General features: G+C 62.5%; 20 protein-coding genes. 15 read left to right on the top strand and 5 right to left on the bottom strand.

All coding sequences use genetic code 11. From position 1 onward, the window contains the following. The first annotated feature begins 30 nt into the window (after positions 1 to 30). The 11 genes from OX462_RS20670 to OX462_RS20620 all read left to right on the top strand — a co-directional run bounded on the left by OX462_RS20670 (position 31) and on the right by OX462_RS20620 (position 9725). Positions 31 to 1236: a type II secretion system F family protein gene (locus OX462_RS20670; protein WP_409026955.1), complete on the top strand. Its 1206-nt coding sequence runs from the start codon at positions 31 to 33 to the stop codon at positions 1234 to 1236. Continuing rightward, a complete protein-coding gene (locus tag OX462_RS20665; protein WP_409026954.1) occupies positions 1233 to 2939 on the top strand; it encodes a GspE/PulE family protein in 1707 nt (568 codons plus the stop codon). Before OX462_RS20670 ends, OX462_RS20665 begins: the two co-directional genes overlap by 4 nt. Before the next feature lie 67 nt (positions 2940 to 3006). Continuing rightward, a complete protein-coding gene (locus tag OX462_RS20660; protein ID WP_409026953.1) occupies positions 3007 to 3792 on the top strand; it encodes a hypothetical protein in 786 nt (261 codons plus the stop codon). After that, positions 3789 to 4337 (top strand): ubiquitin family protein, encoded by a 549-nt coding sequence (locus OX462_RS20655; RefSeq protein ID WP_409026952.1) that lies wholly within the window; start codon positions 3789 to 3791, stop codon positions 4335 to 4337. The genes OX462_RS20660 and OX462_RS20655 overlap by 4 nt, the downstream gene beginning before the upstream one ends. Beyond that, the gene (locus OX462_RS20650) at positions 4334 to 4906 is read left to right on the top strand and encodes a hypothetical protein (RefSeq protein WP_409026951.1); all 573 of its coding nucleotides are present in this window, start codon (positions 4334 to 4336) and stop codon (positions 4904 to 4906) included. Before OX462_RS20655 ends, OX462_RS20650 begins: the two co-directional genes overlap by 4 nt. Then, entirely contained in the window at positions 4903 to 5424 is a 522-nt protein-coding gene (locus OX462_RS20645) for a hypothetical protein (RefSeq protein WP_409026950.1), read from the top strand. Before OX462_RS20650 ends, OX462_RS20645 begins: the two co-directional genes overlap by 4 nt. After that, complete coding sequence (locus OX462_RS20640; protein WP_409028771.1) at positions 5424 to 7454, top strand: secretin GspD/PilQ domain-containing protein; 2031 nt, start codon at positions 5424 to 5426, stop codon at positions 7452 to 7454. Before OX462_RS20645 ends, OX462_RS20640 begins: the two co-directional genes overlap by 1 nt. After that, a complete protein-coding gene (locus tag OX462_RS20635) occupies positions 7451 to 7933 on the top strand; it encodes a type II secretion system protein (RefSeq protein ID WP_409026949.1) in 483 nt (160 codons plus the stop codon). Before OX462_RS20640 ends, OX462_RS20635 begins: the two co-directional genes overlap by 4 nt. Positions 7934 to 7936: 3 nt before the next feature. Continuing rightward, positions 7937 to 8329: a type II secretion system protein gene (locus OX462_RS20630; protein WP_230504027.1), complete on the top strand. Its 393-nt coding sequence runs from the start codon at positions 7937 to 7939 to the stop codon at positions 8327 to 8329. A gap of 5 nt (positions 8330 to 8334) precedes the next feature. Next, entirely contained in the window at positions 8335 to 8985 is a 651-nt protein-coding gene (locus OX462_RS20625; protein WP_409026948.1) for a type II secretion system protein, read from the top strand. Between the two features lie 242 nt (positions 8986 to 9227). Further along, complete coding sequence (locus tag OX462_RS20620; RefSeq protein WP_070221384.1) at positions 9228 to 9725, top strand: FxDxF family PEP-CTERM protein; 498 nt, start codon at positions 9228 to 9230, stop codon at positions 9723 to 9725. A 350-nt stretch (positions 9726 to 10075) separates the two neighbouring features. Here the strand turns inward: OX462_RS20620 and murJ are convergent, their stop codons facing one another. After that, positions 10076 to 11623, bottom strand: a complete 1548-nt coding sequence (gene murJ, locus OX462_RS20615; protein WP_409026947.1) for a murein biosynthesis integral membrane protein MurJ — start codon at positions 11621 to 11623, stop codon at positions 10076 to 10078. A gap of 308 nt (positions 11624 to 11931) precedes the next feature. Between murJ and rpsT the strand changes: the two genes are divergently transcribed. Next, positions 11932 to 12198 carry a 30S ribosomal protein S20 gene (gene rpsT, locus OX462_RS20610; RefSeq protein WP_010395935.1) on the top strand — a complete coding sequence of 89 codons (267 nt, stop codon included), beginning with the start codon at positions 11932 to 11934 and terminating at the stop codon, positions 12196 to 12198. Positions 12199 to 12373: 175 nt separating this feature from the next. On the opposite strand, the gene OX462_RS20605 is transcribed toward rpsT, so the two are convergent. The 3 genes from OX462_RS20605 to OX462_RS20595 all read right to left on the bottom strand — a co-directional run bounded on the left by OX462_RS20605 (position 12374) and on the right by OX462_RS20595 (position 13902). Next, complete coding sequence (locus OX462_RS20605) at positions 12374 to 12817, bottom strand: DUF192 domain-containing protein (protein ID WP_070221386.1); 444 nt, start codon at positions 12815 to 12817, stop codon at positions 12374 to 12376. 132 nt (positions 12818 to 12949) lie between these two features. Beyond that, positions 12950 to 13231: a hypothetical protein gene (locus OX462_RS20600; RefSeq protein WP_139143060.1), complete on the bottom strand. Its 282-nt coding sequence runs from the start codon at positions 13229 to 13231 to the stop codon at positions 12950 to 12952. A 107-nt stretch (positions 13232 to 13338) separates the two neighbouring features. Continuing rightward, positions 13339 to 13902 carry a pseudouridine synthase gene (locus OX462_RS20595; protein ID WP_070312115.1) on the bottom strand — a complete coding sequence of 188 codons (564 nt, stop codon included), beginning with the start codon at positions 13900 to 13902 and terminating at the stop codon, positions 13339 to 13341. Positions 13903 to 14190: 288 nt separating this feature from the next. On the opposite strand from OX462_RS20595, the gene icd reads away from it, so the two are divergent. After that, the gene (icd, locus tag OX462_RS20590; protein ID WP_070221389.1) at positions 14191 to 15444 is read left to right on the top strand and encodes an NADP-dependent isocitrate dehydrogenase; all 1254 of its coding nucleotides are present in this window, start codon (positions 14191 to 14193) and stop codon (positions 15442 to 15444) included. Between the two features lie 88 nt (positions 15445 to 15532). Here icd and OX462_RS20585 read toward each other — a convergent pair whose 3' ends face one another. Continuing rightward, a complete protein-coding gene (locus tag OX462_RS20585; RefSeq protein WP_010395943.1) occupies positions 15533 to 15736 on the bottom strand; it encodes a transcription antiterminator/RNA stability regulator CspE in 204 nt (67 codons plus the stop codon). Positions 15737 to 16057: 321 nt separating this feature from the next. Between OX462_RS20585 and clpS the strand changes: the two genes are divergently transcribed. Next, positions 16058 to 16360 carry an ATP-dependent Clp protease adapter ClpS gene (gene clpS / locus OX462_RS20580; protein ID WP_070221390.1) on the top strand — a complete coding sequence of 101 codons (303 nt, stop codon included), beginning with the start codon at positions 16058 to 16060 and terminating at the stop codon, positions 16358 to 16360. After that, positions 16357 to 18657 (top strand): ATP-dependent Clp protease ATP-binding subunit ClpA, encoded by a 2301-nt coding sequence (gene clpA, locus OX462_RS20575; protein WP_034751575.1) that lies wholly within the window; start codon positions 16357 to 16359, stop codon positions 18655 to 18657. The genes clpS and clpA overlap by 4 nt, the downstream gene beginning before the upstream one ends. Positions 18658 to 18679: the final 22 nt, after the last annotated feature.

Genomic DNA, 18679 nt, shown 5'->3' with positions numbered 1-18679 from the left:
CGCCATTCTTTTTCCTACGGACAAGCCATCATGCAGTTTGAAGTACGCGCGCTTTCCACGGACCAGGCCGTTGCTACCCTGACGACGTGCGTGATCGACGGCCGCGACGAGGCGGACGCGCGCCGCCAGGCCGAGGCGCGCGGCCTGTTCGTCAGCGCCATCCGCCCCGTGCGCGCCACGCCGTTCAGCGCGGCCGGGCGCCAGCGCGCGCGGGCCTTGCCCCTGCTGCTGTTCAGCCAGGAATTGCTGGCGCTGCTGCAAGCGGGCCTGGGCATCGTCGAAGCGCTGGAAGCCTTGCTGGAAAAGGAAGCGTCGCCGGCCACGCGCAGCGTGCTCACGCGTCTGCTGGAAGGCTTGCGCGAAGGCAAACGCTTTTCCGCCGTGCTGGCAGAGCAGGCCGAACTGTTTCCCCCCTTGTATATCGGCATCGTCAAGGCGGCCGAGGGCACGAGCGACTTGCCGCGCGCGCTGTCGCGCTACATCGACTACCAGCAGCGCATCGATACGGTGCGCAGTAAAATCGTCAGCGCCGCCATCTATCCGACTATTTTGCTGGCCGTGGGCGGCGGCGTCAGCGCCTTTCTGATCAGCTATGTGGTGCCCCGTTTCGCCGAGGTCTACCAGGGCGCCGGGCGCAATCTGCCGTGGATGTCGCAAGTGATGCTCAGCTGGGGGCAATTCGTCACGCAGCATGGCGTGCTGCTGTTGCTCGGGCTGCTGATCACCGGCAGCGGCGTGTTCACTGCCGTGCGGCGCGCGCTGCGCCATGGCGGCGTGGCGCGCCTGCTGGCGAAGTTGCCGGGCATCGGCGAGCGCGTGCGCATCTATGAACTGTCGCGTCTGTACCTGACCCTGGGCATGCTGGCCGAAGGGGGCATTACCATCGTGCAGGCGATTGCCACCGTGCAAGCGATGGTCTCGCCGGGCATGCAGGCCTCCTTGCAAGGCGCGCGCGGCGCCATCGAGGCGGGCCAGCCGCTGTCGTCAGCGTTTGAGCAACATCAATTGACGACGCCGATTTCCCTGCGCATGCTGCGCGTGGGCGAGCGCACGGGCGACATGGGGCCCATGCTGACGCAGTCGGCCGCCTTTTATGACGGTGAAATCAGCCGCTGGATCGACCGGTTTACGCGCACCTTCGAACCCTTGCTGATGGCCGCCATCGGCCTCGTCGTGGGCGCCATCGTGATCCTGCTGTACATGCCCATCTTTGACCTTGCCGGCGACATTTCATGATGCCATCCGCAGCCGAATCCACCGCGGCCATCGCGGCCATCGACCCCGCGCTGCTGCAGCATGCGCGCATCCTGAGCCGGCAATCGAAGCGCAGCCTGGTCGAGGAATTGCAGGAGCTGAGCGGCATCGAGGCGCGCGCCGTGGTGCGCGCACTGGCGCGCCCGTTCGGCCTGGACGTGCTGGAAACGGCCGACATGCTGGCCTTGTCTCCCGCCTTCGATGTGCTGCCCCTGTCGCAGGCACTGGCGCGCCACAGCGTGCTGCTGCGCGGCGCCGACGGACAGCTGCTGGGTGTGATCGCCGACCCCTTCGACCTCGACCTGCAAACCTGGCTGAGCGCGCGCGCGGGGCAGGGCGTGTTGCACGTGCGCCTGGCGCTGCAGGCCGACATCGGCGCCTACCTGTCGAAGCAGGAAGAATCGGCGCGCGCCGTCGACAGCCTGCTGCCCGGCGCCGCCACCGACGCGCGGCGCGATGGCAAGACGGCGGCCGTGCTGTCCTTCGCCAGCGTGTCGGAAGCGGCCAGCCCCGCCGTCAAGCTGGTCAACTCGACCCTGTATGACGCCCTGAAGGCGGGCGCCTCGGACATCCACCTGGAAAGCACGGCCGGCGGCCTGGCCGTCAAATACCGCGTCGACGGCGTGCTCGATCACGCCACGTCCGTCAACGGCATCGAAGTGGCCGAGCACATCATCTCGCGCCTGAAAGTGCTGGCCGAACTCGATATCGCCGAGCGCCGCGTGCCGCAGGACGGCAGCTTCCGCGTCGAGGCGGGCGGGCGCGAAATCGATTTGCGCGTCTCCATCATGCCCAGCATCCATGGCGAGGACGCCGTCATCCGCATCCTCGACAAGCGCGCCATGATCGAGGCCTACGGCGCGCTGACCCTGGAAGCGCTGGGCTTTGACGCGCCGTCGCTCGAAGCCCTGCGCGCGCTGGCCCAGGAAGCCTACGGCATGCTGCTCGTCACCGGCCCCACGGGGTCGGGCAAGACGACGACCTTGTACGCGGCGCTGACGGAAATCCATAACGGGCGCGAAAAGATCATCACCATCGAGGACCCCGTCGAATACCAGCTGCCCGGCATCCTGCAAATCCCCGTGAATGAAAAGAAGGGGCTGACCTTTGCCAAGGGCTTGCGCTCGATCCTGCGCCACGACCCCGATAAAATCATGGTGGGCGAGATCCGCGACCGCGAGACGGCGGAAATCGCCGTGCAATCGGCCCTCACGGGCCATCTGGTGCTCACCACCGTGCATGCGAATAATGTGTTCGACGTTTTTGGCCGCTTTACCCACATGGGCATCGATCCGTATGCCTTCGTCTCGGCCCTGAATGGCATCTGGGCACAGCGCCTGATCCGCACCAACTGCCCCCATTGCGCGGCGGAGTACACGCCCGACGACGCGGAGCTGGCCAGCGTGGGCCTGGCGCGCGCCGACGTGGCAGGCTATGAATTCAAGCAGGGCAAGGGCTGCGGCGACTGCCGCGGAACGGGCTACAAGGGACGCCGCTCGATCGCCGAGATTCTCGTGCTGACCGATGAAATCCGCGAACTGATCGTCGATAAAAAACCGATCCGCCAGATCAAGGCGGCCGCGTATGCGAACGGCACGCGCAGCCTGCGCCTGGCGGCGCTGGAACTGGTCAAGCGGGGCGCCACCACCATCACGGAAATCAAGAGGGTCACCCTGCATGCGTAGCGGTTTTGCGAAGTTGAGATTTGGGAGATTTGGACAGGGATTGCGCCTGGGCGTGGCGGCGGATGGCTTGAGCTTGTGGCGCGGCAGCCGCTGGCGCGCGCCCGCCTGGACGCCGTTGGGCGAAGCCGCGTATGTGCCGGACGCCGCTCATGGCCTGCATGGCGATTTTTCCGCCCTGGGCCAGGCGCTGGCGCAGTTGCTGGAGCGGCTGCTGCCGGCGGACCAATACGCGGGCTGGCCCCTGTCCGTGGTGCTCGACGACGCTTTGGCGCGCCTGTGGCAGGTGGACCTGCCGCAGGGCGCCGCGCGTCTGGCCGACATCGAGGCGGCCGCCGCGCTGCGCTTCCAGTCGCTGTATGGCGATGCGCCCGGCCTGTGGCACAGCAGCAGTGCCTGGGATGCGCGCATGCCGTTTTTCTGCGCCGTGCCGCGTGCGCTGCTGGCGCAGCTGACGCGCGTGGCGGCCGAACGCAAGCTGGCTCTGATTTTTATTACGCCGCAATTCGCGCGCCACTGGAACCGCTGGCACGGCGCATTGAAACCGGGCGCCTGGTTCGGCCAGTTGCAGGAAAACGCCTTGACCCTGGGCGTGCGGCACGATGGCCGCCTGTGCGCCGTGCGCGCGCTGCCCGTGCCGGCTGGTGCCGGCAGGGACTGGCTGGTGCAGACGCTGGCGCGCGAGGCGCTGCTGCAAGGCGTGACCGCACCGGCGCTGCTGCAGCTGTGCGGCACGCCGCCGCCCGCATGGCTGACGCCGACACAAGAGTTCCACTGCCAGGTTTTTTCCACGCCGGACGCGGAAGGCGCCTTGTCGCCGGCCGCCCGGCTGGCGCGTAGCGGAGGCGTGGCATGACGCGCCTCGATATCGATTTCGCGCCGCCCGGCTGGCGCCGCAGCCTGCACCGCGTGCCCGCCTGGGCATGGGGCGCGGGGGCGCTGGGCATGGTGCTGGTCGTCACGGCGGCGTACAGCGGCAGCGCTGCGCTGCAGCGCCAGCAGCTGCGCGAGGGGCAGTTGCAGCGCGCGCAGCAACGCGTGCTGGCCGCCACGCTGGGCCCGGCGCCTGCGCCGCAAATGGCCATCGCACCGGCGCAGGCGGCGGCCGTGAATGCGGCCATCCTGCAATTGAACCTGCCGTGGCGCGACCTGCAGGATGCGCTGGCCAGCGCCACGCCGCCCGCCATCGCGCTGCTGGCGCTGGAGCCGGACGCGCGCAAGCGTGTGCTGAAGATCACGGCCGAAACGACCGGCAGCGACGCCATGGTGGCCTACATCGCGCAATTGAAGCAGCAGGAGCTGTTCGGCTCCCGCGTGCAGCTGCTGCGCCATGAAATCAACGCGCTCGATCCGAACAAGCCCTTGCGCTTCCAGCTCGAAGCGCGCTGGGGTACGCCATGACGGCCATCGATATCAATATCTTGCGCCTGCGCGCGCAACTGCTGCTGCGTCGCCTGGGCGTGCCCGCCTGCCTGGCCGTGCTTTTGCTCGCACTGGGGATCGCCGCCTGGGCATGGGCCTGGCAGCAGCGCGCCGTGGCGGCGCAGCTGGAAGCGCGGCCCTTGCCGCAGCCGGCGCTGGCCGTGGCGGCCTTGGCGCCGCCGGCGACGGCCAGCGAGAACCTGGCCCGCTTTTATGCCATCCTGGGACAGCAGCGCCACGCGGAGCAGCAGGTCAAGCAGCTGTTCGACCTGGCCGCGAAAAACGGCTTGCTGCTAACGCAGGGCGAATACAAGAGCGGCTACGACAAGGCCAGCCGTGTCGCCACCTGGCAGGTGACCTTGCCGCTGAAGGGCAGTTATGCGGCCGTATGGCAGTTCGCGCTGCAAGCGCTGCGCGCCGTCCCCTTTGCCTCGCTCGACGAACTGAGTTTTCGCCGCGAGCAGATCGCCGATACGCAACTCGAGGCGCGCCTGCGCCTGACCTTCTATCTGACCGATACGCCTGGCGTTGCGGGAGAAACACCATGACCCTGCGCCATTGGCTCATGCTGGCCGGCGTGCTGGGCGCGGGCGCCTTGCTGCTGTTCGGCGAGCGCCAGCCCGTGGCCGACGTGGCCGAGGCGGTGGAGCGGGCCGTCGCGCCCGCGCGTAAGCCGGCCGGCAAAGCGGAGGCAGCGCAGCCGGCCATCCTGGCCCTGCTGCCGCGCAGCGAAGTGGCGGGCGAGGATGGCGACACCTTTGGCGGCGCCGGCGCTGTCTTCCAGAGCCAGAACTGGAATCCGCCGCCGCCGAAAACGGCGGTGACGGCTGCGCCGCCGCCACCGCCGCCGACGGCGCCGCCGCTGCCCTTCGTCTACCTGGGCAAGGCGGCCGCCGACGGTGCCTGGGAAGTGTTTTTGTCGCGCGCCGACAAGACGTATATCGTGCGCGCCAATACCGTCATCGATGGCGCCTACAAGGTCGTGACGATCGCGCCGCCCGTCATGACGCTCACCTATCTGCCGTTGAACCAGGTTCAGCAGCTCAACATTGGAGTACTCGAGTGATGTCTCGTTCCTTTTCACCGGCGCCTTTGCTGGCGTTGCTGGTGCTGCTGTCCGGCTGCGCGGGGCAGCAAGCTTACCGCGACGGGCGCGAGCTGATTGCGCAAGATCAGATCCCGGCCGGCCTGCAAAAACTGCAGGAGGCGCTGCAGCAGGACCCCGGCAACGCGCAATACCGCAGCGCGTATCTGCAGGCGCGCGAACGGGCCACCAGCAGCCGCTTGCAGCAGGCCGAGCGCCAGGCGCAGGCGGGACAGGGCGACCTGGCGCGCACCTCCTTCATGAGCGTGCTGGAAATCGATGCGCAGAACGAACGCGCCAGCAGCGGCTTGCGCGCGCTCGAACGCGAGCAGCGCCAGGGCAAGCTGCTGGCCGAAGCGCAGAAGGATCTTGACGCCAAGCGCTACGACCCCGCGCGCCAGCGCCTGAACGCCATCCTCACGGAGCAGCCGAATCACGCCGGCGCGCGCGCGCTGCTGCGCGAGGTCGATGAAAAAACGGCGCCGCCCGTGGTCGAATCGGGCCTGGCCAAATCGTACAAGCAGCCGATCACGATCGAGTTCCGCGACGCGCCGTTAAAACAGGTGTTCGAGCTGATCGCGCGCCGCTCGGGACTCAATTTCGTCTTCGACAAGGACGTCAAGGCGGACGCGAAAACCTCGATCTTCCTGAAAAACAGTACGGTGGAATCGGCCGTCTACTTCCTGCTGGTGACGAATCAGCTGGAGCAGCAGGTGATGGATGCGAACACGATTTTGATCTACCCGAACGTGGCGGCAAAATTGAAGGAGTACCAGGAAGTGCTGGTAAAGACCTTCTTCCTGGCGAACGCGGACGCCAAGCAGGTGGCCAACACGCTCAAGACGATTTTGAAGACGCGCGACGTGGTGGCCGATGAAAAGCTCAACCTCGTCATCGTGCGCGACACGCCCGAGGCGATCCGCCTGGCCGAGCGCCTGATCGCGCTGCAGGACGTACCCGAGGCGGAAGTGGTGCTGGAGCTGGAAATCCTCGAAGTCAAGCGCAGCCGCCTGATGGAACTGGGCGTGGCCTGGCCATCGAGCCTGACCCTGACGCCACTTTCCACCTCGGGCGGCGTGGGGCTGACCATCAACGACCTGAATAACCTGAACCAGCGCACCATCGGCGTGAGCGACCTGTCCGTGACGGCGAATGCCAAGAAGACGGATGGCGACGCGAATATCCTGGCCAATCCGCGCATCCGCGTGCGCAACCGGGAAAAGGCGAAGTTCGTCATCGGCGACAGGGTGCCCGTGGTGACCACCACCATTTCGCCGGGCACGGGCGGCTTCGCTTCCGAGTCGATCAGTTACCTGGACGTGGGCTTGACGGTGAACGCCGAGCCGACCATCTATTTGAACAATGAAGTGGGCATCCGCATTTCGCTCGAAGTGAGCAACCTGGGGGCGGCCACCACCACCCGCAGCGGCTCGACCCTGTATCAGATCGGCACGCGCCAGGCCTCGACCATGCTGCAATTGAAGGATGGCGAAAACCAGGTGCTGGCGGGCCTGATCAACAATGAGGAGCGCAGCTCGGGCAACAAGGTGCCGGGCCTGGGCGACATCCCCGTGCTGGGACGGCTGTTCGGCAGCAGCAAGGACGACAGCCAGAAGACGGAAATCGTGCTGTCGATCACGCCGCACCTGGTGCGCACCGTGCAGCGTCCGGAAGCGAAGGAATCGGAATTCTCGGCCGGCACGGAAGGCAGCTTCCGCCGCCGTCCCGACATGGCGGCCAAGGCGCCCACGCAGATGCCGGGCACGGTCATCGTGCGTTCCGGCCCGTCGGCCGTCGGCATGCAGCCAGCGCCGGCGCAGCCGATGATGACGCCGGGCCAGGTGCCATCGACCTTGCCGCAGAGCGTGGCGGCGCCGGAAGTGGCGTCGTCGCCCGAGCCGGTCGCGTCGCCTTTGCCGATATCGTCGGGCCAGCCCGTACCGCTGCAGGCGGCACCCTTGCCGCTGTCGTCGAGCCAGCCGGTGCCGGTGGTGCCGCCGCCCGCCAAATGAGCGTGACGCGCGCGCACGGCGGATTCACCCTGATCGAACTGCTGGTGACCCTGGCCATCCTGGGCGTGCTGGCCACCCTGGTGATCCCCGTCACGCAGGTGACGGTGCAGCGGCGCCAGGAGCAGGAATTGCGGCGCGCGCTGCGCGACATCCGCCAGGGGCTCGACGCCTATAAACGGGCTGGCGACGAGGGCCGCATCCTGCGCGCGCCCGACGCCAGCGGTTATCCGAAAAGCCTGGAACTGCTGGTCGAGGGCGTGCCGGACCAGCGCAACCCGAAGCGCAGCAAACTGTTTTTCCTGCGCCGCGTGCCGCGCGACCCGTTCAACGGCGACGCTGGTCTGAGCGACGCGCAAACGTGGGGCAAGCGCAGCTACGCCAGCGAAGCGGCCGAGCCGCGCGAGGGCGACGATGTCTACGATGTGTATTGCACATCCGGCAAGACGGGCTTGAACAACGTGCCTTACCGTTTATGGTGAACCATGCCCGCTGAAAACGCCCCACGCCGCAGGCGCGGCTTTACCCTGATCGAATTGCTGGTGGTGCTCGGCATCGTGGCGCTGCTGCTGACCCTGGCCGTGCCGCGCTACTTTCCCAGTCTCGACAAGGCGAAGGAAACCGTGCTGGCCGATAACTTGCGCAACCTGCGCACCACCATCGACCAGTTCCACGGCGATACGGGGCGCTACCCCGATTCGCTGGAGCAACTGGTGGAAAAGAAATACCTGCGCGCCATGCCCATCGATCCCATCACGGACAGCGACAGCAGCTGGCTGATCGTGCCGCCACCGGACGACACGCCGGGCCAGGTGTATGACGTGAAAAGCGGCGCGCCCGGCAAGGACCGCAGCGGCACGCCGTTCGCCGACTGGTAGCGGCCATGTACCGTTCTGCGCGCCGCCAGTGCGGTTTTACTTACCTGGGCCTGATCATTCTGGTGGCTATTCTGGGCCTGGTAGGGGCGGCCGGGCTGAAGATGGGCTCCTTGCTGCAGCGCCAGGCGGCCGAGCAGGAATTGCTCGATATCGGCGCGCAGTTTTCAGACGCCCTGTACAGTTATGCGGCGGCCACGCCGCCGGGCCAGCCGCAACAGCCGCCGACCCTGGCCGCCTTGCTGCGCGATCCCCGTACGCCCCAGCTGCGCCGGCACCTGCGCAAGTTGTTTGTCGATCCCATCACGGGCCGCGCCGAGTGGGGCTTGCTGTATCAGCCGGGCAGCAACGGCATCATCGGCGTGTACAGCCTGTCCCAGGCTGCGCCATTAAAGGTTGGCAACTTCGAGGCCCGGTTCGCCGGCTTCGAAGGCAAGGCGCATTTCTCGGAATGGCGCTTCATGGTCGATGCACGGGTGTCATCCGTGCCGTCTGCGGGACCGGCAGCTGTGCCAGCGAGTGATGAGGACAGCATCGCGCCCGCCTTGCCCGCGTCACCGTTGTTTTTTCGCCCTGTTACCCCACCGCAAGAACAAACGCCACCAGAGCCAAATGAACAGCTTGAACCGCAAAATTCCGCCGAAAACACTGCCGAATAGACGGTTTTACCTTAAAACATGGAAAAAATAAATGTATGCCTCGGTAACTATTTTTCCCTGGAAATTCATAGATACTGGCAAATAGTTCATTTCGAAAATAGTTATCCTTGGTGAAACTTAGATAAAAAATTTATAAGTAATTCAATGCAATTATGTTACCATTCTGTTCAGTACTTCCGGTACTAATAAACTATTGGTGGCCTGCGCATTGCAGCCATAGATTACTTTTTAAGGGATAAGCTATGAAATTGAAATTTATCGCTGCAGGCATCATGGCAGCAGCATCGTTCAGCGCGTCGGCAGCAACCTACGACCTGGGCATTCTGGACCCAGCCGGTTCCGATACCCTGTCGGCTTTCACGACCAAGTTCGCGATCAATTCGCAGATCAATGATTCGTGGACCTTCCAGTTGCTGGCTCCATCGTCGACTTCGTTCGGTGCACTGCAAACGTTCTCCGTTGCTAACGGCGCGATCAAGGATTTCGCCGCTACCCTGGTCGGCTATGGCGACCTGGCCAAGAGCACGGCTAGCGGTATCCAGAATCTGAGCTGGGCAGGCGAATTGGCCGCTGGCACCTACACGGTGCAAGTCACGGGTCTGACCCTGGTGAAAAATGTGCAGTACGTAGGCACGGTTTCGGCCCTGCCAGTACCAGAACCAGAAACCTATGGCATGCTGCTGGGCGGCCTGGCATTGGTTGGCGCCGTGGCACGCCGCCGCGCCAAGAAAGCTGCTTAAGCTTTCGCTGCAATGAAAAAAACCCGCTCCGGCGGGTTTTTTTTCGTCTGGATCATTTGTGCAAGGCAGTACGCCGGCAACAACATCCTGCGCAATCTGGACAAGCTGCGCAGGACCAGGTGCCAAGTCGAAGACAGTACGCGAGTACGGCGAGACGCCGGCATCAACGTCCTGCGCAATCGGGAAAAGCTGCGCAGGCCCAGGCGCCAAGTCGAAGACAGTACGCGAGTACGCGAGACGCCGGCATCAACGTCCTGCGCAATCTGGACAAGCTGCGCAGGACTAGGCGCCAAGTCGAAGACAGTACGCCAGTACGGCGAGACGCCGGCAACAACGTCCTGCGCAGCTTGTCACGCGTGGCGCTTGAAGTCGCGGAAGCGGAAGCCAACGAGGAACAAGGTGGCAAAGTACGCCACGCCGCACAGGGCCACCACCAGGGCCAGCGCACCGGCCCGCAGCAGCGGATGGGCTTGCATGGCGATCCAGTCGATGCGCATGGCGCCAGCATACGCCACGCCGCCCATCACAATGAGTGCCGGCAGCAGGCGCGCGAAGAATTTGGCCCAGCCCGGTTTCGGCTGGTAGATGCCGCGCTTGCGCAAGCCCCAGTACAGGAAACTGGCATTCAGGCAGGCGCCCAGGCCGATCGACAGGGCCAGGCCGGCCACGGCGATGTAGGGCACGAACAGCAGATTCATCAGCTGCGTGGCGATCAGCACGCCGATGGCGATTTTCACGGGCGTGCGGATGTCCTGGCGCGCATAGAAGGCGGGCGCCAGGGTTTTGACGAGGATGATGCCGATCAGGCCCAGGCTGTAGGCCACCAGCGGCTGCGTCGACATGGTGACGGATTCGGCCGTGAACTTGCCGTAGTGGAAGAGAGTGGCGATCAGCGGCGTGGCCAGGGTCGCCATGCCGACGGCGGCGGGCAGGGCCAGCAGGAAAGTCAAACGCAAGCCCCAGTCCAGCAAGGCCGAGTATTCCGTCTTGTCGCCGTCCACGTTCGCTTTCGACAGGCTGGGCAGCAAGATGGTGCCCAGGGCCACGCCCAGCATGGCGGTCGGGAACTCCATCAGGCGGTCCGCATACGACAGCCAGGAAATACTGCCTTCGGCCAGGCGCGAGGCGATGCTCGTGTTGATCATCAGGCTGATCTGCGCAGCAGACACGGCGAACACGGCCGGGCCCATCTTTTTCAGCACGCGGCGCACGCCGCCGTCGGCCAGGCCGATGGCGGGATTGATCGACAGCCGCGGCAGCATGCCGATCTTGATCAGCGCGGGAATCTGGATGGCCACCTGCAGCAGGCCGCCGGCGAACACGGCGATGGCCATGGCGTAGATCGGCTGTTTCAAGTATGGCGCGAGGAACAGCGAGGCGGCGATGAAGGACAGGTTCAGCAGCACTGGCGTGAACGCGGGAATCTTGAATTCGCGCCAGGTATTCAAGATGCCGCCGGCCAGGGCCACGAACGACATGCAGGTAATATAAGGGAACATCAGCCGCGTCATCCACACGGCCGCGTCAAAAGCGCCCGGGTCCTTGGACAGGCCCGTGGCGATCACGTAGACGAACCACGGCGCGCCGACGATGCCGATGGCGGACACGAGCAGGGTGGCCCAGACGAGGGTCGTGGCCACATGGTCGGCCAATTGCTTGCTCGCTTCCTGGCCGTGCTGGTTCTTGTATTCAGACAAGATCGGCACGAACGCTTGCGAGAACGCCCCCTCGGCAAACAATCGGCGCAACAGGTTGGGGATGCGGAAGGCAACAATGAAAGCGTCCGTGTAGGCGCCGGCGCCAAAGGCGCGCGCGAACAGGCTTTCGCGCAATAATCCGGTTACACGGGACAGCATGGTCATGCTGGAAATGGCGGCGAGGGTTTTAAGCAAGTTCATGGGGGCAGATTATAGCCGGGCGCGGTACCGTTAAACGCTTAAAATATGGTAACAAACGCTGCCGATTCGCTGCGCATTCGCCCTTGCCAGCCCCATTTTCAGGTGTTTTTGGCGTGATACACGGTTTTTTGATTTGCCCCCGCTTGAAAATATCGCTATAATCGAAGGCTGTACAGAATTCTGTTACGCAGACACTAATGTTTGACAGGCACTGGTTTGGCACACATGGTTCGGCAGACGCACAGAACGCACCGGTTGGCAAACACTAATGTTTGCAAACGCACTTTGACCCTGTTTTAGGAAATTCCATGGCAAATACCGCACAAGCGCGCAAACGCGCTCGTCAAGCAGTTAAGCAAAACGCACACAATTCGTCCCAACGTTCGACCTTGCGCACGGCTATCAAAGCTGCTCGCAAAGCGATTCAGGGCGGCGACAAGGCAGCTGCTGCTGCAATCTTCCAGGCATCCGTGTCGACCATCGACCGTATCGCTGACAAGAAGATCATCCACAAAAATAAGGCAGCTCGCCATAAGAGCCGTCTGGCAGCTGCTTTGAAAGCACTGTCCGCTTAATATTCGCCAGCAGGCAAGCCACCACGGTGGCCTTGCCTGTGCCGGTACGCTGGCACTGGTTGAAAAGCAAAAACCCGCAGATTCGTTCTGGCGGGTTTTTTCCCGTGCGCGCATGCTTTTTCAGCCATCCGCGGCAGTCGTTTTCCGGCAGCGCCTTGCTGCCGGCCGCCACGGGCTAGCGCAGCGCTGGCAAGTTGCCGATGCTCATGCCCGGCTTGATGTTCTTTTGCTTGAACCAGCCCAGGTGCATTTCCAGCGCATAGCGCACGGGCACGGTCTTCGTGGAGCAATGGCTGTCGAGCGTATGCGGCTGCATGTCTTCGATGTTGACGATCTTGCCGCTGGCATCGAGAAAGGCCACCGACAGGGGCAGCGGCGTGTTTTTCATCCACATGCATTGCGTCGAGGGATTGCCAAAGACAAACAGCATGCCCGCATTCGCCGGCATTTTTTCACGGTACATCAATCCCTGTTCGCGTTGCTCTTCTGTCGCCGCCACTTCCGCCTGGATCAAATGCATGCCGGCCGACAGCTGCACGCTTTTTGTTTGCGCCTGGACCATGCTGGCGCAAGACAGCAGGGCGATGGACAGGCAGAGACGGCGAAGGGGATTTTTCATGGGACGGGATGGATGACTGCGAAGCGGCGATTAAGCCATGCTGGCGGCCGCCTGGTCAAGCATGCGGTCTGGCCGCGCCAAAAGCGTGGGGTGACAGCAACATAGTCGCTGCCGTCACCCCGGGAACGACCGTTATTTCACCGGCTTGCCTGTTTCAGCGGCCGGCTGCTTCGTCTTGCGCGCCTGGGGAATCAGGCGCGACGCGTCCGTCGCGGCGGACGCGTTGACGGAAGCCGACGCCGGCGGCACGGGCTTGCTGGCATCGGTGGCGGCCGAAGCCTGGCTGGCTGCCGATGCGGGTGGCGGCTTGACGGCATCGGTCGCGGCGGAAGCGTGCACCTGGGCGCCCGACTGGGCCAGTGCGGCGCCGGCAAGCAGGGAGGCGGCCAGCGTGAATATTACTTTTGTCATCATCTTTCCTTTCCGTCATGTGAAGGTCAGATGATTTTAATGCATTATCTAAAAATAAATAGTGCTTATTGGCAAAATTTTAGCAAGGAAAACCGTTTTTCTTGTGCCGTTCACGTTTTCCCAATGTTCTCGGCCGGCACTTCGCACCATTCGCCGGGCATCAGCGGGTGGCTGGCCAGAGAAAACGGGCCGATGGCGCTGCGCACCAGGCGCAGGGTGGGCAGGCCGACGGCCGCCGTCATGCGCCGCACTTGCCGGTTTTTTCCTTCTTTTAAAGTGATCGCCAGCCAGGAGGTGGGCTTGTCGGCGCGCGCGCGGATCGGCGGGTTGCGCGGCCACAGCCAGTCGGGCTCGGCGATGCGCACGGCCTTGCACGGCTTGGTGATGAAGTCGCCCAGGTCCAGCGGCGCCTGCAGGCGCGCCAGGCTGGCCGCGTCGGGCACGCCATCGACCTGCACCAGATAGGTTTTCGCTTCCTTGCGGTCCGGGTGGCTGATCTCGTGCTGCAGGCGGCCGTCGTCCGTCAGCAGCAGCAAGCCTTCGCTGTCGGCGTCGAGCCGGCCGGCCGGATAGATGCCGGGAATGGTGAGGTGGTCGGCCAGGGTGGCGCGGCCTTCCTGCGGCGAAAACTGGCACAGGACCTGGAATGGTTTATTGAAGAGAATGAGTGGCATGCTGGATAAATTGATGCAAACGAGGGTGGCTGCTGGTCGGCGCCGCAAAAGCGTGGCGCCCTGTAAGATACTGGTGCATAATGTGAAACGTTAGTCTTATGTCTTATAGAAGACATGGGCGATATGGCAACGAAGTTCTTTGGCGCCGCAGATGGCCCGGCTGTTCTTTCCCTGCTAAAGTGCGTTATTGCCGCCCTGTTCGGACTTGTTTTTGTAAACTCTGCAACCGCAGAGCGCGTCGCCGGCCAGTGTTACCCGCCAGCGGTGTGTCCCACTTCGGAGATCACGATGTATCAACATATCACTGTACCTGCTGACGGCCAAAAAATCACCGTCAACGCCGATTTTTCGCTGAATGTACCAGATAATCCCATCGTTCCCTTCATTGAAGGCGATGGCACGGGCATCGATATCAGCCCGGTCATGATCAAGGTGATCGACGCTGCCGTGGCCAAGGCCTACGGCGGCGCGCGCAAGATCAGCTGGATGGAAATCTACGCGGGCGAGAAATCGACGAATGTGTACGGCCCCGATGTGTGGCTGCCGGAAGAAACCTTGCAAGTGCTGAAAGATTACGTGGTCTCCATCAAGGGCCCGCTGACGACGCCCGTCGGCGGCGGCATCCGCTCGCTGAACGTGGCCCTGCGCCAGCAGCTCGACCTGTACGTCTGCCTGCGTCCCGTGCGCTACTTCACAGGCGTGCCGTCGCCCGTGAAAGAGCCGGAAAAGACGGACATGGTGATTTTCCGCGAAAACTCGGAAGATATCTACGCCGGCATCGAATACCAGCAGGGTTCGCCCGAAGCGAAGAAACTGATGGATTTCCTCGTCAATGAAATGGGCGTGACGAAAATCCGCTTCCCGGCCACGTCGGGCCTGGGCATCAAGCCCGTGTCCATCGAAGGCACGGAGCGCCTCGTGCGCAAGGCCATCCAGTACGCGATCGACAATGACAAGCCTTCCGTGACGATCGTGCACAAAGGTAACATCATGAAATACACGGAAGGCGGTTTCCGCGACTGGGCGTATGCGCTTGCGCAAAAGGAATTCGGCGCCGAGCTGATCGATGGCGGCCCATGGTGCAAGTTCAAGAATCCGAAGACGGGCCGCGACATCATCGTCAAGGATTCGATCGCTGACGCGTTCCTGCAACAGATTTTGCTGCGTCCGGCCGAATACAGCGTCATCGCCACCCTGAATCTGAACGGCGATTACATTTCCGACGCGCTGGCGGCGCAAGTGGGCGGCATCGGCATCGCGCCGGGCGCCAACCTGTCCGATTCCGTCGCCATGTTCGAGGCGACGCACGGCACGGCGCCGAAGTACGCGGGCAAGGATTACGTGAACCCCGGTTCGCTGATCCTGTCGGCGGAAATGATGCTGCGCCACATGGGCTGGCTGGAAGCGGCCGACCTGATCATTTCTTCGATGCAAAAGTCGATCGCCTCGAAGCGCGTCACCTACGATTTCGCCCGCCTGATGGAAGGCGCGACGCAAGTGTCGTGTTCCGGTTTCGGCGACGTGATGATCGAGCACATGTAATAAGCGGGGGCAGGGTGCTGCGCACCCTGCGGACGAAAAAAAACCCCGTTTGACAACGGGGCTTTTCACATCTGAGGGCCGGCGATGCTTAGGCTGCTTGGATGTTGGAAGCTTGCTTGCCTTTAGGGCCTTGCGTGACTTCGAATTGAACTTTTTGACCTTCTTTGAGGGTCTTGAAACCGTTCATGTTGATTGCGGAGAAATGAGCAAACAAATCTTCGCCGCCATCATCTGGAGTGATGAAGCCAAAACCTTTGGAATCATTGAACCACTTAACTGTACCTGTTGCCATAAAAAGAACTTTCAAAATTAAAACAAATCACACGAGCCATAAAAGCAAGAAGCTTCTTGCCCCCTCCTCGACGTCTCACTTCTTATCAAGCTGTACATTACTGCAACAGTCGATACAGCATTGTTGGCGGAATAAATAATGAAGTCAAGCGCTTTTCCATCGATATTGACAAATTCTTCACGACGACCAAAAAAGCAACTCTTGATTTTGACAGCAAGGTCGCCATCTGCGCACTATTAAGAAAACGCGTAAGATTGAAAACAATTGGAAAGGCGTAGATATTGCGCATGACAACCACTGTGAAAGCATTAGAATAAGCGTATGGCAACCAAGCACGACTCAGAAACCCTGCTGGAGCGGCAAGTGCTGAAGCCGCCGCCGCTCTATCAGGTAGCCTTGCTCAATGACGACTACACCCCGATGGAATTTGTGGTGGCCATCATTCAGGAGTATTTCAACAAGGACCGTGAAACGGCGACGCAAATCATGCTCAGTGTTCATCGCTACGGCAAAGGAGTGTGCGGCGTGTTCTCTAAAGATATAGCGTGTACCAAAGTGGAGTTCGTTTTAACGCATGCGCGCAAGGCGGGGCACCCCCTGCAGTGCGTGATGGAGGAAGTATGATTGCGCAGGAATTAGAAGTAAGTTTGCACATGGCGTTTGTCGAAGCTCGGCAGGCACGGCACGAATTCATCACGGTTGAGCATTTACTGCTGGCACTGCTGGACAATCCCTCCGCTGCCGAGGTATTGCGTGCCTGCGCGGTCAATATAGAAGACCTGCGCAAGACCCTCACCAATTTCATCGGCGATAACACGCCGACCGTGCCTGGCACGGGCGAAGTCGACACCCAGCCGACGCTTGGTTTCCAGCGCGTGATTCAGCGCGCCATCATGCACGTGCAGTCCGCCTCGAACGGCAAGAAGGAAGTCACGGGCGCCAATGTGCTGGTGGCCATCTTCGGCGAAAAGGATTCGCATGCGGTCTACTACCTGCACCAGCAGGGCGTGACACGCCTGGACGTGGTCAATTTCATCTCGCACGGCGTGCGCAAGGACCAGTCGACGGAAAGCGCGAAAGCCTCCGAAGGCGTGGAAGAAGCGCCCGTCGACGGCCAGCCGAAGGAAAGCCCGCTCGACCAGTTCACGCAAAACCTGAACAAGGCCGCTGCCGAAGGCAAGATCGACCCGCTGATCGGGCGCGAGGAAGAAGTCGACCGCGTGATCCAGATCCTGTGCCGCCGCCGCAAGAACAATCCGCTGCTGGTCGGCGAGGCGGGCGTGGGCAAGACGGCCATCGCCGAAGGCCTCGCTTACCGCATCACGCAAAGCGATGTGCCGGAAATCCTGCAGAATGCCGTCGTGTATTCGCTGGACATGGGCGCCTTGCTGGCCGGTACCAAATACCGCGGCGACTTCGAGCAGCGCCTGAAAGCCGTGCTGAAACAGTTGAAGGACAATCCGAACGGCATCCTGTTCATCGACGAGATCCACACCATCATCGGTGCGGGCTCGGCGTCGGGCGGTACCCTTGATGCGTCCAACCTGCTGAAACCGGCACTGGCCAACGGTCAATTGAAGTGCATCGGCGCGACCACGTACACGGAATTCCGCGGCGTGTTCGAGAAGGACCATGCGCTCTCCCGCCGCTTCCAGAAAGTGGACGTCAACGAGCCGACCGTCGAGCAAACCGTGCAGATCTTGCGCGGCCTCAAATCGCGCTTCGAAGAGCACCATGGCGTGAAATACTCGGCTTCGGCCCTGTCGACGGCGGCCGAACTGGCGGCGCGCTTCATCAACGACCGCCATCTGCCCGACAAGGCGATCGACGTCATCGATGAAGCGGGCGCGGCGCAGCGCATCCTGCCGAAGTCGAAGCAAAAGAAAACCATCGGCAAGGCCGAGATCGAGGACATCATCGCCAAGATCGCCCGCATTCCGCCGCAAACGGTCAACCAGGACGACCGCAGCAAGCTGCAGACGATCGACCGCGACTTGCGCAATGTCGTGTTTGGGCAAGATCCCGCCATCGATGCGCTGGCCTCGGCCATCAAGATGGCCCGTGCCGGCCTGGGCAAGACGGACAAGCCGATCGGCTCCTTCCTGTTCTCCGGTCCGACCGGCGTCGGCAAGACCGAGGTGGCGAAACAGCTGGCCTTCATCCTCGGTATCGAGCTGATCCGTTTCGACATGTCCGAATACATGGAGCGCCACGCCGTCAGCCGCCTGATCGGCGCGCCGCCGGGCTATGTCGGTTTCGACCAGGGCGGCTTGCTGACGGAAGCGATCACCAAGAAGCCGCATGCGGTCTTGCTGCTCGATGAAATTGAAAAAGCCCATCCGGACATTTTCAATATCCTGCTGCAAGTCATGGACCATGGCACCTTGACGGACAACAATGGCCGCAAAGCCGATTTCCGCAACGTGATCATCATCATGACGACGAATGCGGGCGCGGAAAGCTTGCAAAAGACGTCGATCGGCTTCACCAATTCGAAGCAGGCCGGCGACGAGATGGCCGACATCAAGCGCATGTTCACGCCGGAGTTCCGCAACCGCATCGACGCGACCATCAGTTTCCGCGCGCTGGACCAGGAAATCATCCTGCGCGTGGTCGACAAGTTCCTCATGCAACTGGAAGAGCAGTTGCACGAGAAAAAGGTCGAAGCCGTATTTACCGAGAAGCTGCGTGCTTTCCTCGGCAAGAAAGGTTTCGATCCGCTGATGGGCGCGCGGCCGATGGCGCGTTTGATCCAGGACATGATCCGCAAGGCGCTGGCCGACGAACTGCTGTTCGGCCGCCTGGTCACTGGCGGACGGGTCACCGTCGACCTCGACGACAAGGACCAGGTCTTGCTGGAATTCCCGGAACCGCCAGACGCGGCGCCGACGGCAGCACCGGAAACGGTGGAAGTCGAGTAAGCTTCCTGCCGTCAACGAAAAA

The sequence above is a fragment of the Janthinobacterium aestuarii genome, assembly GCF_046113285.1.
Lineage (GTDB): Bacteria > Pseudomonadota > Gammaproteobacteria > Burkholderiales > Burkholderiaceae_D > Janthinobacterium.
This window is presented reverse-complemented; position numbering and strand designations above follow the sequence as displayed.

Bases quoted from the DNA above. Each gene is read 5' to 3' on its own strand.
- OX462_RS20595 (WP_070312115.1), bottom strand. From the start codon at position 13,902: ATGCCACTCATTCTCTTCAATAAACCATTCCAGGTCCTGTGCCAGTTT.
- rpsT (WP_010395935.1), top strand. From the start codon at position 11,932: ATGGCAAATACCGCACAAGCGCGCAAACGCGCTCGTCAAGCAGTTAAG.
- clpA (WP_034751575.1), top strand. From the start codon at position 16,357: ATGATTGCGCAGGAATTAGAAGTAAGTTTGCACATGGCGTTTGTCGAA.
- OX462_RS20630 (WP_230504027.1), top strand. From the start codon at position 7,937: ATGCCCGCTGAAAACGCCCCACGCCGCAGGCGCGGCTTTACCCTGATC.
- OX462_RS20645 (WP_409026950.1), top strand. From the start codon at position 4,903: ATGACCCTGCGCCATTGGCTCATGCTGGCCGGCGTGCTGGGCGCGGGC.
- OX462_RS20625 (WP_409026948.1), top strand. From the start codon at position 8,335: ATGTACCGTTCTGCGCGCCGCCAGTGCGGTTTTACTTACCTGGGCCTG.
- clpS (WP_070221390.1), top strand. From the start codon at position 16,058: ATGGCAACCAAGCACGACTCAGAAACCCTGCTGGAGCGGCAAGTGCTG.
- OX462_RS20670 (WP_409026955.1), top strand. From the start codon at position 31: ATGCAGTTTGAAGTACGCGCGCTTTCCACGGACCAGGCCGTTGCTACC.
- OX462_RS20585 (WP_010395943.1), bottom strand. From the start codon at position 15,736: ATGGCAACAGGTACAGTTAAGTGGTTCAATGATTCCAAAGGTTTTGGC.
- icd (WP_070221389.1), top strand. From the start codon at position 14,191: ATGTATCAACATATCACTGTACCTGCTGACGGCCAAAAAATCACCGTC.
- OX462_RS20655 (WP_409026952.1), top strand. From the start codon at position 3,789: ATGACGCGCCTCGATATCGATTTCGCGCCGCCCGGCTGGCGCCGCAGC.
- OX462_RS20665 (WP_409026954.1), top strand. From the start codon at position 1,233: ATGATGCCATCCGCAGCCGAATCCACCGCGGCCATCGCGGCCATCGAC.
- murJ (WP_409026947.1), bottom strand. From the start codon at position 11,623: ATGAACTTGCTTAAAACCCTCGCCGCCATTTCCAGCATGACCATGCTG.
- OX462_RS20640 (WP_409028771.1), top strand. From the start codon at position 5,424: ATGTCTCGTTCCTTTTCACCGGCGCCTTTGCTGGCGTTGCTGGTGCTG.
- OX462_RS20635 (WP_409026949.1), top strand. From the start codon at position 7,451: ATGAGCGTGACGCGCGCGCACGGCGGATTCACCCTGATCGAACTGCTG.
- OX462_RS20650 (WP_409026951.1), top strand. From the start codon at position 4,334: ATGACGGCCATCGATATCAATATCTTGCGCCTGCGCGCGCAACTGCTG.
- OX462_RS20620 (WP_070221384.1), top strand. From the start codon at position 9,228: ATGAAATTGAAATTTATCGCTGCAGGCATCATGGCAGCAGCATCGTTC.
- OX462_RS20605 (WP_070221386.1), bottom strand. From the start codon at position 12,817: ATGAAAAATCCCCTTCGCCGTCTCTGCCTGTCCATCGCCCTGCTGTCT.
- OX462_RS20600 (WP_139143060.1), bottom strand. From the start codon at position 13,231: ATGATGACAAAAGTAATATTCACGCTGGCCGCCTCCCTGCTTGCCGGC.